This window comes from Kitasatospora terrestris, assembly GCF_039542905.1.
GTDB classification, from domain to species: Bacteria; Actinomycetota; Actinomycetes; order Streptomycetales; family Streptomycetaceae; genus Kitasatospora; species Kitasatospora terrestris.
In genome coordinates this window covers 6,510,004-6,524,128 of sequence record NZ_BAABIS010000001.1, presented here as the reverse complement: position 1 = coordinate 6,524,128, position 14,125 = coordinate 6,510,004, and the positions used below count along the sequence as shown (strand labels likewise).

Annotated in this window: 13 protein-coding genes and 1 pseudogene; 7 read left to right on the top strand and 7 right to left on the bottom strand. The window is 76.1% G+C overall.

Annotated features, from left to right (window positions below; genetic code table 11):
- Positions 1–10: 10 nt before the first annotated feature.
- From ABEB06_RS29930 to ABEB06_RS29915, 4 genes are read left to right on the top strand one after another with little or no spacing between them, the layout of a single operon-like run.
- Positions 11–931: a phytanoyl-CoA dioxygenase family protein gene (locus ABEB06_RS29930; RefSeq protein ID WP_345700020.1), complete on the top strand. Its 921-nt coding sequence runs from the start codon at positions 11–13 to the stop codon at positions 929–931.
- The gene (locus ABEB06_RS29925; protein WP_345700019.1) at positions 928–1,896 is read left to right on the top strand and encodes a thiamine pyrophosphate-dependent dehydrogenase E1 component subunit alpha; all 969 of its coding nucleotides are present in this window, start codon (positions 928–930) and stop codon (positions 1,894–1,896) included. The genes ABEB06_RS29930 and ABEB06_RS29925 overlap by 4 nt, the downstream gene beginning before the upstream one ends.
- Positions 1,893–2,855 (top strand): alpha-ketoacid dehydrogenase subunit beta, encoded by a 963-nt coding sequence (locus ABEB06_RS29920; RefSeq protein WP_345700018.1) that lies wholly within the window; start codon positions 1,893–1,895, stop codon positions 2,853–2,855. The genes ABEB06_RS29925 and ABEB06_RS29920 overlap by 4 nt, the downstream gene beginning before the upstream one ends.
- Before the next feature lie 29 nt (positions 2,856–2,884).
- Positions 2,885–3,670 (top strand): DUF3050 domain-containing protein, encoded by a 786-nt coding sequence (locus tag ABEB06_RS29915; protein WP_345700017.1) that lies wholly within the window; start codon positions 2,885–2,887, stop codon positions 3,668–3,670.
- A gap of 16 nt (positions 3,671–3,686) precedes the next feature.
- Here the strand turns inward: ABEB06_RS29915 and ABEB06_RS29910 are convergent, their stop codons facing one another.
- The gene (locus ABEB06_RS29910) at positions 3,687–4,871 is read right to left on the bottom strand and encodes a globin domain-containing protein (protein WP_345700016.1); all 1,185 of its coding nucleotides are present in this window, start codon (positions 4,869–4,871) and stop codon (positions 3,687–3,689) included.
- 73 nt (positions 4,872–4,944) lie between these two features.
- On the bottom strand, positions 4,945–5,391 hold the full coding sequence (locus ABEB06_RS29905; RefSeq protein WP_345700015.1) for an RrF2 family transcriptional regulator: 447 nt from the start codon (positions 5,389–5,391) through the stop codon (positions 4,945–4,947).
- A 178-nt stretch (positions 5,392–5,569) separates the two neighbouring features.
- Between ABEB06_RS29905 and ABEB06_RS29900 the strand changes: the two genes are divergently transcribed.
- Complete coding sequence (locus ABEB06_RS29900) at positions 5,570–7,051, top strand: carboxyl transferase domain-containing protein (RefSeq protein WP_345700014.1); 1,482 nt, start codon at positions 5,570–5,572, stop codon at positions 7,049–7,051.
- A gap of 410 nt (positions 7,052–7,461) precedes the next feature.
- On the opposite strand, the gene ABEB06_RS29895 is transcribed toward ABEB06_RS29900, so the two are convergent.
- The 4 genes and pseudogenes from ABEB06_RS29895 to ABEB06_RS29880 form a co-directional block, all read right to left on the bottom strand.
- Complete coding sequence (locus ABEB06_RS29895) at positions 7,462–8,118, bottom strand: ABC transporter ATP-binding protein (RefSeq protein ID WP_345700013.1); 657 nt, start codon at positions 8,116–8,118, stop codon at positions 7,462–7,464.
- Between the two features lie 43 nt (positions 8,119–8,161).
- Positions 8,162–8,923 (bottom strand): ABC transporter ATP-binding protein, encoded by a 762-nt coding sequence (locus ABEB06_RS29890; RefSeq protein WP_345700012.1) that lies wholly within the window; start codon positions 8,921–8,923, stop codon positions 8,162–8,164.
- Complete coding sequence (locus ABEB06_RS29885; RefSeq protein ID WP_345700011.1) at positions 8,920–10,908, bottom strand: branched-chain amino acid ABC transporter permease; 1,989 nt, start codon at positions 10,906–10,908, stop codon at positions 8,920–8,922. The genes ABEB06_RS29890 and ABEB06_RS29885 overlap by 4 nt, the downstream gene beginning before the upstream one ends.
- 123 nt (positions 10,909–11,031) lie before the next feature.
- Positions 11,032–11,469: pseudogene (locus ABEB06_RS29880) on the bottom strand (hypothetical protein); the annotation flags it as partial.
- A gap of 200 nt (positions 11,470–11,669) precedes the next feature.
- Between ABEB06_RS29880 and ABEB06_RS29875 the strand changes: the two are divergent.
- Positions 11,670–12,293: an MTB12 C-terminal domain-containing protein gene (locus tag ABEB06_RS29875; protein WP_345700010.1), complete on the top strand. Its 624-nt coding sequence runs from the start codon at positions 11,670–11,672 to the stop codon at positions 12,291–12,293.
- Positions 12,290–13,654: an ABC transporter substrate-binding protein gene (locus ABEB06_RS29870; RefSeq protein ID WP_345700009.1), complete on the top strand. Its 1,365-nt coding sequence runs from the start codon at positions 12,290–12,292 to the stop codon at positions 13,652–13,654. Before ABEB06_RS29875 ends, ABEB06_RS29870 begins: the two co-directional genes overlap by 4 nt.
- On the opposite strand, the gene ABEB06_RS29865 is transcribed toward ABEB06_RS29870, so the two are convergent.
- On the bottom strand, positions 13,642–13,968 hold the full coding sequence (locus ABEB06_RS29865; protein ID WP_345700008.1) for a hypothetical protein: 327 nt from the start codon (positions 13,966–13,968) through the stop codon (positions 13,642–13,644). The genes ABEB06_RS29870 and ABEB06_RS29865 overlap by 13 nt on opposite strands.
- Positions 13,969–14,125: the final 157 nt, after the last annotated feature.

The following is a 14,125-nucleotide window of genomic DNA, read 5'->3' as shown; positions in this document are numbered from 1 at the left end:
GGACCCCGCCATGACCGTCACCGCCACCGAGGCCTTCCACCTCACCGACGCCGAGCGCGAGCTGCTCCCCACCGACCGGGACGTGCTGTTCTACGCCGAGCACGGCTGGTACCTCTCGCAGCGGCTGTTCGGCGACGAGGAGCTGGACCTGCTGCAGGCCGCCACCGAGCGCTACTACCGCGGCGAGCGCGACCGCGAACTCCCCGGCCGGCCCGCGAACCTGGCCTCCTGGACCCCCGCCGACGGCCCGGTCCAGCGCCACAACGACTACGTGCACTACGAGCACGCCGAGATCGGCCGGATCCTGCGCAAACCGCTGCTCGGCGCGGTCGCCGCCCGGCTCGCCCAGGCCGAGGAGATCCGGCTCTTCCAGTCCACCCTGATCCTCAAGCCGCCGGTCGCCGACGAGCCCAGCAACGTGGTGCCCTGGCACTTCGACAAGCACTACTGGCAGACCTCCACCTCGCAGCGGATGCTCACCGCCTTCCTGCCGTTCCACGACTGCGGCGAGGAGATGGGCACCATCACCATGGTCGACGGCAGCCACCGCTGGGAGGAGCGCCCCGGCGGCGACGACTCCACCCGGCACTTCGCCCGCCGCGACCGCGGCGAGCTCGAACGGCTGCTGCGCGAGAACGCCGAGTTCAACGGCGCCGAGGTGCGCACCGTGCCGGTCGAGATCCCCCGCGGGCACGTCAGCTTCCACCACTGCCGCACCTACCACGGCAGCGGCCCCAACCGCTCCGCCCTCCCCCGCCGGGCCGTCTCGCTCCACCTCCAGGACGGGTCCAACCGGTACCGCCGCTACCTGCGCCCGGACGGCAGCGAGGTCGCGTACAACCACGACGCGGTGGTCCGGCGCACCGACGACGGCCGGCCCGACTACGCGGACCCGGAGTTCTGCCCGGTGCTGTGGCAGGACCGGCCGTGACCCTGCCCCACCTCGCCGACCCGGCCGGGCGGTACCGCACCATGCGGCTGATCCGCGGCTTCGAGGAGCTGGCCCTGGAGTGGGTGCGCGCCGGCCACGTCGTCGGCGGCACCCACCCGTACATCGGGCAGGAGGCGGTCGCGGTCGGCGTGTGCGCCGCCCTCGACCCGGCCGACCGGATCACCTCCACCCACCGCGGCCACGGGCACGTCCTCGCCAAGGGCGCCGACCCGGGCCGGCTGCTCGCCGAACTCGCGGGCCGCACCAACGGGTTGAACCGCGGCCGGGGCGGATCGATGCACGCCGCCGACCTCGCGCTCGGCATCCTCGGCGCCAACGGCATGGTCGGCGCGGGTGCGCCGATCGCCGTCGGCGCCGCCTGGGCCTCGGTGCGGCTCGGCGAACCGCGGGTCGCCGTCTCCTTCTTCGGGGACGGCGCGCTCAACCAGGGCGTCCTGCTGGAGTCGCTGAACCTCGCCTCGATCTGGCGGGCGCCCGCCGTGTTCGTCTGCGAGAACAACGGCTACGCCACCACCCTGCCGGCCTCCGCCGGGGTCGGCGGCAGCGCGGTCGGCCGGGCGGCGGCGTTCGGCATCCCCGCCGTCACGGTGGACGGCATGGACGTCGAGGCCGTCCGCCGGGCGGCCGAGGAAGCCGTGGAGCGGGCCCGCACCGGCGGCGGGCCCTCCTTCCTGGAGTGCCTCACCTACCGCTACGAGGCCCACCACACCATGGAACGGCGCTTCAAGCTCGCCTACCGCAGCGCCGAGGAGGTCGCCGCCTGGCGCGCCCGCGACCCGCTCACCGCCGCGGCGGCCGCCCTGCCGGACGCCGCCGCCCTCGACGCCGAGGCGGCCCGGCTGCTGGAGGAGGCGGCGGAGTTCGCGCTCGCCGGACCGCACCCCGATCCGGCCGGCGCCGCCGACCACCTGTACGCCACCGCCCTGGAGGGGACGGCCGGATGACCCTGCTCAGCTACCCCAAGGCACTCAACCGGGCGCTGGCCGACGCGCTCGCCGACGATCCCGCGGTGTGCGTCCTCGGCGAGGACGTCGGCGCGGGCCTCGCCGGGCTCACCCTCGGCCTGCAGCAGCGCTTCGGCGCCGACCGGGTGGTCGACACCCCGCTCTCGGAGCAGGCGTTCACCTCCGCCGCGATCGGCGCCGCGCTGGTCGGCATGCGTCCGGTGATCGAGCTCCAGATCCCCTCCCTGCTCTACCTGGTTCTCGAACAACTCGCGAACCAGGCGCACAAGTTCTCCCTGATGACCGGCGGCCAGGCGCGCGTCCCGCTGACCGTGGTGGTCCCCGGCTCCGGCTCCCGCTCCGGCTGGGCCGGCCAGCACTCCGACCACCCGTACAGCCTGTTCGCGCACATCGGCATGAAGACCCTGGTGCCCGCCACGCCCGGCGACGCGTACGGACTGCTCGCCTCCGCCATCCGCGACGACGACCCGGTGGTCCTCTTCGCGCCGGCCGGCGCGCTCGCCGTCCGCGAGGACGTGACCGCCCCGCTCGTCCCCGTCCCGATCGGCCGCGCCCGCGTGCACCGGCCCGGCACCGACGTCACCCTGGTCGCCGTCGGCCACCTCGTCCACGACGCGCTCGCCGTCGCCGAGGAGCTGGCGCCCGAGATCTCCGTCGAGGTGCTCGACCCCCGCACCCTCTACCCGCTCGACCGGGCCGCGCTGACCGCCTCACTGGCCCGCACCGGCCGCCTGGTGGTCGCCGACGACTCCAACCGCACCAGCGGCCTCGCCGCCGAACTCCTCGCCACCGCCGCCGAGTCCGGCCGGCTGTCGGCGCCCCCGCTGCGCGTCACCCGCCCGGACGGCACGGTCCTCCCGTTCGCCCCCGCCCTGGACCGCGCCCTGCAGCCCTCCCGCGACGCCCTGCGCGAAGCGGTCCTCACCGCAGTGAAGTAGCGCTTCCCCCAACCGCCTTGGAGAACCTCATGGCCACCGACCGTTACCACTGGGACCGCACCCACCCCGGCCTGACCGCGCTGCGCGAAGCGATCGAGCCGGTCCGCCGCGAGGTGGTCGGCCACCCCGTCTACCACCTGCTGGACGGCCTGGAGCAGGTGCGGACCTTCCAGGAGCACCACGTCTACGCGGTCTGGGACTTCATGTCCCTGCTCAAGTGCCTCCAGCAGCGGCTCACCTGCGTCTCGCTGCCCTGGCTGCCCGACGGCCCCACCGCCAGCCGCCGGCTGATCAACGAGATCGTGCTGGTCGAGGAGAGCGACGAACTCGGCGAGGGCTGGATCAGCCACTTCGAGCTCTACCTGGACGGCATGGCCCGCTCGGGCGCCGACACCGCCGCGGTGACCGCCTTCCTCGACCTGCTGCGCGCGGGGAACCCGGTGGCCCGGGCCGCGAAGGAGGCCGGGATCCCGCAGGCCTCGGCCGACTTCGCCGCGGTCACCTTCGACATCATCGAGCACGCCCCGGTGCACTGCCAGGCCGCCGCGTTCGCCTTCGGCCGCGAGGACCTGATTCCGGAGATGTTCGAGCAGGTCGTCCGGATCGACGACGCGGCGGGCCGGCTGGGCGTCTTCAAGGACTACCTGGCCCGGCACATCGAGGTCGACGGCGAGCAGCACACCCCGATGGCGATGCAGATGCTGATCGACCTCTGCGGCGACGACCGGGCCCGCTGGGAGGAGTGCGCCGAGACCGTCCGCACCGCCCTGCGCGCCCGGATCGCCCTGTGGGACGCCATCGCCGCCGCCCTGTGAGGCGGTGGATCGACGCCTACGCGCCGAGCCAGAGGTCGGGGCCGAAGACCTCGTAGTGGATGTCGGCCGGGTTCAGGCCGGCCTCGACCAGCTGGGCGCGGGCGGCGCGCAGGAACGGCAGCGGCCCGCAGAGGTAGGCCGTCGCGTCGGTGGGCAGGTCCAGCGCCGCCAGGTCGACGAACCCGGTCCGCTCGGCGGGCCGGTCGTCGGCGGGCTGCTCGTACCAGACGTGCGACTCACCGGCGGCGAGCTTGCCGGTGTACTGCTCCAGTTCGGCCCGGAAGGCGTGCGAGGCCGGGTCGCGGTCGCCGTGGACCGCGATCACCCGGCGCTCGGAGCCGCGTGCGGCGAGGTCGGCGAGCATGCCGATCATCGGCGTGCACCCGATACCGGCCGACACCAGGACGACCGGGCGCTCGGCGGAGTCCAGCTGCACGTCGCCGAAGGGCGCGCTGATCCGCAGCAGGTCGCCCTCGCGGACCTCGGTGTGCAGGTGCCGGGAGACCTCACCGGCCGGCTCGCCGTCGACCCGCTTGACCGCGAAGCGCAGCGCGCCCTCGTCCCCGCCGACCAGGCTGTACTGGCGTATCTGCCGTGCCCCGTCGGCGAGTTCGACCTGCACCGAGACGTACTGGCCGGGCCGGAAGGCGGGCACCGGGCCGCCGTCCGCCGGCTGCACCGCGAAGGCGGCGACCTCGGCCGTCTCGGTCTGCCGCGAGCGGACCCGGTACTCGCGCCAGGAGTTCCCGTCGGCTGCCCCGGCCTCCTCGTACAGGCGCTTCTCGATGGCGATCAGCGCGTTGGCCATCAGCCAGTAGACCTCGTCCCAGGCGGCCGCGACCTCGGGGGTGACGGCGTCGCCGAGCACCTCCACGATCGCCGCGAACAGGTGCGTGTGGACGACCCGGTACTGCGCGGCGGTGACGCCGAGCGAGGCGTGCTTGTGGGCGATCCGCGCGAGCATCGCGTCCGGCCGGACGTCGGGGTGCTCGACCAGCGCGGTGGCGAACGCGGCGATCGACCCAGCGAGCGCCTGCCGCTGGGTGCCGTTGGCCTGGTTGCCCCGGTTGAAGAGGTCGCGCAGCAGCTCCGGGTGGGCGGCGAAGAGCTTGTCGTAGAACAGCGGCGTGATCTCGCCGATCGCTCCGCCCACGGCGGGCAGGGTGGCCCGGACGGTCTCGGCAGCCTTCGGGGACAGCATCGGATCTCCAAACTCGCATACAAGATGCGTATTAAAAGCCGTAAGGAAGCGCACCCGCACCGCGCGGGCGCGCTCAGTCCTGCCCGGGCCCCACGGTCAGGGCCAGCAGCACCGGACCGGTGGGTGGACCGACCAGGTCGTCCACCGTGTACGGATCCAGCGCCGCGTAGAACGCCTCCTGGGCCTGGCGCAGCACCCCGCGCAGCCGACAGGCGGAGCGCAGCGGACAGGGCGGGTCGTCCTCGCAGCCGACCACGTCACCCACCCCCTCCAGCTCGCGGACCAGCCGCCCGATCGAGCCGGTCCGACCGACGGGGGTGAGCGCCAGCCCACCGCCGCGACCTCGCCGGGCCTCGACCACACCCAGGTGTTGGAGCCGGCTGACCACCTTCGCCGCGTGGTTGTACGGCACGGCGACGGCGTCGGCCACCTCGCGGGTGGTCGGCTGCTCGCCGTCGCCCAGCACCGCGAGGCGCATGGCGATGCGCAGCGCGATGTCGGTGCTCTTGGTCAGCCTCACACCGAACACCCTAGCTAATCGGCATCTTGTATACCAATAAAGAGCGCGCCTTCCGCGGCCGTGCCCCCGGTGATCGTGCTCACACTCGGCGGCGCCCCGCCCCGGCCCGCCGACCGGCCCGTAGGCTCGACGCGCGCGGCGGCCGCCGCCACAGCCCAGCGCCCGACGGAGGACGACGGTGACGGCACGTCAGCTCATCGACCTGATCGCCGACCCGGGCTCGCTGACCGGCTGGGACGAACCCCTCGGCCCGCCGCCCGCCGACCCGCGCTACCGCGCCTCGCTCGCCCGCGCCTGCGAACGCACCGGCCTGGACGAGGCCGTCACCACCGGCCGCGCCACCCTCGCAGGCCGGCCGGTCGCCCTGATCGTCTCCGAGTTCGACTTCCTCGGGGGCTCGATCGGCGTCGCCACCGCCGAACGCATCACCCGCGCCGTCGAGCGGGCCACCGCCGAACGCCTCCCGCTGATCGCCCTCCCCGTCTCCGGCGGCACCCGGATGCAGGAGGGTGCCGCCGCCTTCCTGTGCATGCTCCGGGTCACCGCCGCCGTCCACGCCCACCGGGCGGCCGGGCTGCCGTACCTCACCTACCTGCGCAACCCCACCATGGGCGGGGTGTTCGCCTCCTGGGGCACCCTCGGCCACCTGGTCCTCGCCGAGCCGGGCGCCCGGCTCGGCTTCCTCGGCCCGCGGGTGTACGAGCAGCTGCGCGGCGAACCGCTGCCGCCGGACATCCAGCGGCCCGACACCCTGCTCGCCCGCGAACTGATCGACGCCACCGTCGCCCCCGCCGACCTGCGGGACGTGCTGCGCCGCGCGCTCACCGTCCTCGCCCCCACCACTCCCGCCTCCTCCGCTCCCGCCCCCTCCGCTCCCGCCCCCTCCGCTCCCGCCGCGGCCGAACCGGACGAGGAGCCGAACGGCGGCGACGCGTGGGAGTCCGTCCTGCGCACCCGCCGCACCGACCGGATCGGCGCCCGCGAGTTCCTCGCCCTCGCCGCGGAGGAGTTCCTGCCGCTCGGCGGGAGCGGCGCGCTGGTGCACGGCCTCGCCGTGATCGGCGGCCACCGGCTGCTCGCCGTCGGCCAGCAGCGCCAGGCCCCCGGCGGCCCGGCCCGCCCGTTCACCGCTGCCGACCTGCGCGCGGTGCGCCGCCTCGCGCAGACCGCCGGTGAGCTCGGGCTTCCGCTGCTCACCGTCGTCGACACCACCGGCGCCGAACTCTCCGTCCGCGCCGAACTGGACGGCGTCGCCGTCGAGATCGCGCACTGCCTGCACGCGCTCACCGCGCTGCACACCCCCGTCCTCGCCGTCCTGCTCGGCCAGGGCTCCGGCGGCGGCGCGCTCGCCCTGCTCCCCGCGGACCGCGTCCTGGCCGCGGAGCACGCCTGGCTCGCCCCGCTGCCGCCCGAGGGCGCGTCCGCGATCGTCCACCGGGACGGCGCCCACGCCCCGGAACTCGCCCGCGCCCAGGGCATCCGCGCCCACGACCTCGCCGCGGCCGGCCTGGTCGACCGGATCGTCGCCGAGGACCCCGCCGACACCTTCCCCGCCCGCCTCGGCACCGCCGTCGCCGCCGCCCTCGGCGAACTCACCGCCCTCCCCACTCCCGCCCTCCTCGCCGCCCGCGCCCACCGCAACCGCCACCTCGGCGGCTGACCCACGACCGGACCGGCCCCACGCCGACGGCCGGCCCCGCCCACGACAACAACCGCGCAGCACGCGGCCCCGAGCACGGCCACCGCCACCTCGGCAGCTGCCCGCGACCGGTCCCGCAGCGGCAGACGACCTCGCCCACTGCAGCAACCGTCCGGCACGCAGCCCCGGCACCCGAGACCTGGGCGGCCGGGCCCGGCCCCGGCCATGGCGGCCACCTCCCGACCAACCCGCCCCCCGCCCATGGCTCTTGCGGTGCCCCGTCCGCCGCGGCGAAGCTCGGCGAGCCCACCGGCGCCCTCCCCGCCCCCGTTCCCGCGCTCGCCCCGCCGCCACGGCGGCAGGCCGGGCACTCGCGCCGCCGCGCCCGCCGCGGGAGCAGCGACGGAGCAGCGACGTTGCCCGGCCCCGGACTAGCCTTCCCAGTCGCGCAGTTCGCCGAGTTCGCCGCTGACCGCGACCCGGCCGCGGCGCAGCACGTGGACGAAGCCCGCGCGGCCCAGCGTCCGCGGGACGGTCTGTTCGGCGAGCACGACCGTGCGGCCCCGCTCCGCCGACTCCCGCAGCATCGCGTGCAGTCGGGCCACCACCGCGGGTGCCAGGCCGCGCCCCGGCTCGTCCAGCAGGAGCAGGCCCGGGTCGGCGGCCAAGGCCCGTCCCAGCGCCACCAGTTGCTGCTGTCCGCCGGACAGCTCCCCGGCGCGCCGGCCGAGCAGCGCGGTCAGTTCGGGGAAGGCCGGCCGGGCCGGGCCGCCGTCCGCGCCGAGCCGCAGGTTCTCCGCCACCGTCAGCGCGCCGAAGACCGCGCGCTCCGCGGGCACGAACGCGATCCCCTCGCGCGCGCGCCGGTACGCGTCGAGCCCGCCGACGTCCCGGCCCCGCCACCGCACCTGCCCGGCGGTCGGCCGCACCAGTCCCGCCATCGCCCGCAACGCGGTGGTCCGCCCCGCCCCGTTCCGTCCGACCAGGACGGTGACCGCCCCGGCCGGGCACGCCAGGTCGACCCCGTGCAGCGCCTCCAGCAGCCCGTACCGCACCCGCACCCCGCGCAGCTCCACCTCGACGCTCACCGGACCGCCCCCCGCTCCGCGGCCCCGCCCGTCCGCCGGCCGGTCATGCCGCGCCCCATGCCGCCGCCACCTCCGGGTCGGCCAGGACCCGTGCGGCCGGGCCGTGCGCGACCACCTTGCCGGCGGCCATCACGTAGACGGTGTCGGCGAGTTCGGCCACCAGATCGACGTCGTGCTCGACGACGAGCAGCGCGGTGCCCTCGGCCGCCAGGGCGCGCAGGACGCCGGTGAGCCGCGCCGTCTGCGCCTGGTCGAGGCCGGCGGCCGGCTCGTCCAGGAGCAGGACGTGCGGGGCGGCGGCGAGGGCCCGAGCGAGTTCGAGCAGGCGCAGCGCGCCGGTCGGCAGCCGGTCGGCGGGCCAGTCCCGGACCGGCCGCAGGTCGAGGAGGCGCAGCGCCCGCTCGGTGTTCTCCTGTACCGTCCGCTGCCGTCCCTCCCCCGGCGGCAGCCCGAGCAGGCCGCGCGCGAGTCCTCCGTGGACCTGTTCGGCCCCGATCCGGACGTTCTCGGCCACGGTGAGGCTCTGGAACGCGGCGATCTGCTGGAAGGTCCGCAGCAGCCCGAGCCGGGCGCGGGCGTGGTCGGGCAGTGCGGTGACGTCCCGTCCGGCGAGCAGCACCCGGCCCGCGTCGGGCCGGACGGTGCCGGCCAGGCAGTCGAAGAGGGTGCTCTTGCCCGCGCCGTTCGGCCCGATCAGCGCGGTGACCCGGCCGGGCGGCGCGGCGAGGTCGACCCCGTCAACGGCGGTGATGCCGCCGTACCGCCGCACCACCCCGTGGGCCGCCAGCCCGCCCGCGCCGGTCATCGCGCCCTCCCGACGGCCCGGTCCCGGCCCTGGCCGCCCGCACCGCCCCGGTCCCGGCCCTGACCGCCCGCACCGCCCCGGTCGCGGAGCCGGTCGCGGACCCGCCGTCCGAGCGGTGTCAGCCGGACCGCCACCGGCCGGGTGCGGGAGCCCCACCGGGCGGCGACGCCGGCGAGCCCGCCCGGCAGCCGTCCGATGGCGGTGGCGAGCGCGCCGACCACCACCGCGGAGATGCCGGCCGCGGTGCCCGCGTCGAGGCCGACCAGCAGGGCGGCGGCGAGGACCGCGCCGACCGCGCTGTCCGCGCCGGCGACGACCACGGTGGCGAACCAGAGCAGGCCCTGCACCGGGTCGAAGGCGGCGGGGTCGAAGGCCTGCCCGCCGAGCGCCATCAGCCCGCCGCCGAGCGCGGCGAGGCCGGCGCCGGCCATGAAGACCAGGAGTTTCAGCCGGGGCACGTCGACGCCGGCGGCGGAGGCGCCCGCCTGCTGGTCGCGCATCGCGGCGAGGGCCCGTCCGAGCGAGCCCCGGTGCAGGTTGCGGACGAGCAGCAGGCCGGCGGCGAGCAGCAGCAGTTCGACGGCGTAGAAGCCCCGGTCGCCGCGTGGCAGGCCGTCCCGGGCGACGAGGAGTCCGGTCGTGGCGTACGGCTGGTCGAACACCAGCCGGCTGAGGGCCGTGCCGACCGCGAAGGTGACCAGGGCGAGGGCCAGGCCCCGGCGCCGGATGGCCGGCCAGCCGGTGAGCAGGCCGAGCGGCACGGTCACGGCGACCGCGAGCAGCAGGGCGGCGGGGGCGGCCATCGGCGGGAGGCCGGGGACCTTTCCCGACATCAGCAGGGCGGTGCCGAGCGCCCCGAGCCCCGCGTACCCGGCCTGCCCGAGCGAGATCTGCCCGCCGTAGCCGGTGACGACCACGATCGACAGCAGGACCAGGGCGAGGGCGGGCACCAGCAGCGCGTGCCGCAGGTCGTCGGCGCGGAAGCCGAGCGGGAGGAGCACCAGCACCGCGCACACGGTCCGCACCACCGCCGCCCCGCGCCGGTCGCCGGCCCGGCCCGGGCCGAGGGCGAGCCCGGTGTCGTCGGTGCCGCGGGCCCACGGCAGCAGGGCGGCGACCAGCAGCGCGACCACGAACAGGTTGGCCTGCAGCGCCTGGGCGAGCGGCAGCAGCTGCCCGGCGGGGCGGAGCCGGAGGAGTTCGCTCTGGGCGACGCCGAGCACCAGGCCGGTGGCGACGGCGCCCGGCAGCGAGCGCAGCCGGGCGGCCACGGCGACGGCCATCGTCTCCATCACCAGCAGCGGCAGCCCGTACGGGTCGAGCAGCAGGGACGGCGCCAGCAGGACGCCGACCAGTCCGGCGGCGAAGGAGCCGAACGCCCACCCGGCGGAGGAGATCCGGTCGGCGTCGACGCCGGTCAGCCGGGCGAGGCCCCGGTTGTCGACGACCGCCCGCAGCCGCAGCCCGAACCGGGTGTACCGCCCGACCAGGCCGACGGCCGCCGCCAGGGCCAGCACCGCGCCGAGCTGCAGGACGGTGTCCAACCGCAGCACGTGCCCGAACGGGTGGGCGAGCGGAGTGCCGGGCACCAGCGCGGGCGCGTCGCCGTACGGCGCGGTGCCCCAGACCAGCACGGCGGCGCCGATCAGCAGCACGAACACGCCGATGCTCGCGACCATCGTCTCGGCGGGACCGGCGCCCCGCCGCTGGAGCGGACGGAACACCGCCAGGTCGAGCAGGACGCCGAACGCGGGCGCGGCCAGCAGCAGGCAGAACGCGGCGGCGAGCGCGAGCGGCCAGTGCCGGACGACGACCAGTTCGCGCAGCAGGTACGCGGTGGCCATCGCCTGCGCGCCCTGCGCGAGGTTGAGCACACCGGTCGCCCGGTGGGTGACCACCAGGCCGACGCCGCTCAGCGCGGCCGCGCTGCCGATGGCGAGCCCGGCCAGCCCCAGATCGAACGCCAGCCCCAGCCCGCCGCCCACTCAGCCCCCACCCCCACCCGCCGGCCCGCCACCGGCCGGCCCGCCACCCGCCGCACCGCCGGCAGTGCCGTCCCCCGCTCCGCCCCCCGCACCGTTCCCCGCACCGCCGCCGGCCTCCGGCGCGGCCGGCTCGCAGACCGGGCACGCCCCTAGCCCCCGCTCCCCCACCGTCTCCGCGTCGACCGGCCGGGCGTGCGCCTTCCCCGCCACCAGCGGGCAGTCGGCTCGGTGGTAGAGCGTGCCGTCGGGCACCGCGACCGGCGGCCCGCCGGCCGCCTCCGCGCTCTCGCCGTCCGCCGACGCCTCGCCGACGAGCAGGGCGAACAGCTGGTCCATCCGCCGGTCGGCGGCCCCGCGGCCGGGGAGCCGGGCGGCGAGCAGGACCGCCCCGCCGACCAGCAGCGCGGCGCCGGGGACGGTGGCGGAGGCGAGGTAGGGCAGCTGACGGGCGGCCAGCCGTTCGCCGGAGACGCCGTACCAGCCGAGGACGCACAGGACCGCGCCCGCCGCCAGGACGAACCATCCGGGCGACTGCCGCAGTGCCTCCCGCAAGCGGTTCATGGGTCGTCACTCCGCCCTGCTCGGGGACCGCCACGTCCGTTTCGTCGTATCTCTTGCGATTCGCCCGCATATCGTCCTTCATGGTCTCACTCGCCGTGCCGCAGAACCGCCGCAGCACGGCCGATCAGCCAGACCAACCGAGCGACCGGGGCCACGGGGGCAGAACGCCCACCGGTCGGGAAGAGACGCGGTGACCACGCATGTCCACCACTCGCAGTGATCAGTCCCGCGGGCCCGTGACCGGCCCGCCCACCTACCCGGACGGGCTCCGCCGACCGGGCCGCCCGACCCGGAAGGGTGCCGCCGTCCGGCTGACCGGTGCGGTGCTGGCCGTCCTGCTGGCCGCCGCGTGCAGCAGCAGCGGCAGCAGCACCTCCTCCTCCCCGTCCCCCACCGCCGCCGCGACCAGCGCCTCGGCCCCGGCCTCCGGCACCGCGGCCGCCTCGCCGAGCGGCAGCGCCCCGGCCGACCCGGCGGCGGCGAAGGCGGAGATCACCGCGACCTGGGAGAAGTTCTTCAGCCCGGACACCTCGCTGAACGACAAGGCGGCGCTGCTCCAGGGCGGCGACCAGCTGGCCCCGGTGCTGCAGGGCTTCGCCTCCGACCCGCGGGTCGGCCAGGTGCAGGCGAAGGTCACCGACGTCGCCTTCACCTCGGCGACCGAGGCGACCGTGACGTACCAGCTCTCGATCCAGGGCAACGTGGTGCAGCCGGACGCCACCGGCCAGGCGGTGCTGGACAACGGCGCCTGGAAGGTCTCCCGGTCGACGCTCTGCGGCCTGGTCCAACAGAGCGGCAACACCGCCGTCCCCGGCTGCAGTTGACCCGTCGCAGCGGCCCGGCGAGGGCGGTCGGACGGCGGCGCCGTCGTGCGGCCGCCCTCGCCGGGGTGCTGCTCGCCCTCGCGGGTTGCGGCAGCCGGCTGCCCGAGAGCGACTTCTCCGCGCCCCCGGGCAGCCCGCAGTCCGGCGGGTCCACCGACACCGGCGTGACGGCGGGCGAGATCCGGATCGGCATCATCACCTCGCTCACCTCGCCGGTCGGCAGCGAGACCTTCTCGGGTCCGCGCTACGGAGCCCAGGCCTTCCTGCGGGCCCTCGACGACCGGGGCGGCCTGCACGGACGGACCGTGAAGGTGGTGACCTGCGACGACGGCGGCAGCGGCATCGGCAACCAGGACTGCGTGCACCGACTGATCGACCGCGAGCAGGTCTTCGCCCTGGTGGCCGGCAGCGTGCTGGACTACGCGGGCGCGCCGTACGTCAGCGGCAAGGGCGTGCCCGACATCGGCGGGCAGCCGATCGGCACGGCGTACGACCGCTGGCCGCACCTCTACAGCATCTACGGCAGCAGCGCGCCGCGCGACGGCCGTTCGGTCGGCTGGAACGGCACGCTGTACCAGTCGACCGAGGTGTACCGCTTCTTCAAGGAGCGGCTGGGGGCCCGCAGCGCGGCCGTCGTCTCCTACAACCAGGCCGATTCGGCGCGCTACGCGAAGCAGTTGGAGGAGGGCCTGCGGGCGGAGGGGTTCCGGGTGCTCAGCCAGAGCGTCGACCTGGCACTCCCCAACTTCCAGGCGGTGGCCGCGGCGATGAAGGCCGACGGCACCGAGCTGCTGCTGGACGCGATGGACACCCGGGGCAACGCGGCGCTCTGCCAGGCACTGGACGCGGCGGACGTACGGCTCACCGCCAAGGTGACCAACGTGCAGAACTGGTCCGCGACCGCGCGCACCGCCTACCGGGACTCGCCCGACTGCCGGAACTCCCTGTGGGCGACCTCCTCCTCGCGCAACTACGAGGACGTCGGGCAGCCCGCCGTGAAGGAGTTCCGGGAGGCGATGGCCCGTTACTACCCGGACCGCGAACCACTGCTCTCCGCCTGGGAGTTGGAGGGATGGGCGGCGGCCCAGTGGCTGACCGACGCGATGGACTCGTGCGGCCGCGAACTGACCCGCGACTGCGTGGGGCGGTTCATGGACCGGCCGCAGCCGTACGACGCGCACGGCCTGATCGTCCCCGCCTCGTTCACCCCCGAGCCCCGCCCGACCGGCCCGACCCGGGCCTGCCTCAACGCCGCCCGCTGGCAGGACGCCGCCTTCGACGGCCGCGGCGGCTGGCTCACCCAGGTGCCGGACATGACCACCACCTGCTTCGACGTCCCCCAACTCCCCTACCAGCCCTGAGGACCGTCCAGGAACCAGAACTCGTCGCCGCGGCGCACGCGGGAGGCCCGGTAGGCCTCGTCGAGCGGGGCGACCACCGCGCGCAGTTCGCGGGCGGCGCGCCGGGGCAGCGCGTGCAGCATCCGTTCGATCAGCGGGCGGCCGTGGTCGGCCTCGCAGCAGGGGCAGGGCGGCCCGAGCGCCGGCCGGCCGCGCCGGTGGGCCTCGGCGCGCCAGCCGGCGACGGCGGCGGCCAGGGCGCCGGGCGGCTCGCCGAGTGCCGCCTCGCCCGCGGCGACCAGCCGCTGTGCCGGGCCGGACAGACCGGGCACCACGCGGCGCGTTCCGCGGTCGTGGGGACGGGGTCGGCGGCCGAGGCCCGCGCGGACGCGGGCGGGCGCGTTACGCGCCATGGGCCTTTCGGGAGTTCGTCATGTCCGGCAGTGTGGCCAAGCTCGCACACCCCGGGCAACAGGTTTGTCAGGTGCGGAC

What these genes read in the sequence shown, in the direction of transcription:
- ABEB06_RS29915 (WP_345700017.1), top strand. Translation starts at nt 2,885, where the DNA reads ATGGCCACCGACCGTTACCACTGGGACCGCACCCACCCCGGCCTGACC.
- ABEB06_RS29890 (WP_345700012.1), bottom strand. Translation starts at nt 8,923, where the DNA reads ATGACCGGCGCGGGCGGGCTGGCGGCCCACGGGGTGGTGCGGCGGTAC.
- ABEB06_RS29920 (WP_345700018.1), top strand. Translation starts at nt 1,893, where the DNA reads ATGACCCTGCTCAGCTACCCCAAGGCACTCAACCGGGCGCTGGCCGAC.
- ABEB06_RS29930 (WP_345700020.1), top strand. Translation starts at nt 11, where the DNA reads ATGACCGTCACCGCCACCGAGGCCTTCCACCTCACCGACGCCGAGCGC.
- ABEB06_RS29875 (WP_345700010.1), top strand. Translation starts at nt 11,670, where the DNA reads ATGTCCACCACTCGCAGTGATCAGTCCCGCGGGCCCGTGACCGGCCCG.
- ABEB06_RS29910 (WP_345700016.1), bottom strand. Translation starts at nt 4,871, where the DNA reads ATGCTGTCCCCGAAGGCTGCCGAGACCGTCCGGGCCACCCTGCCCGCC.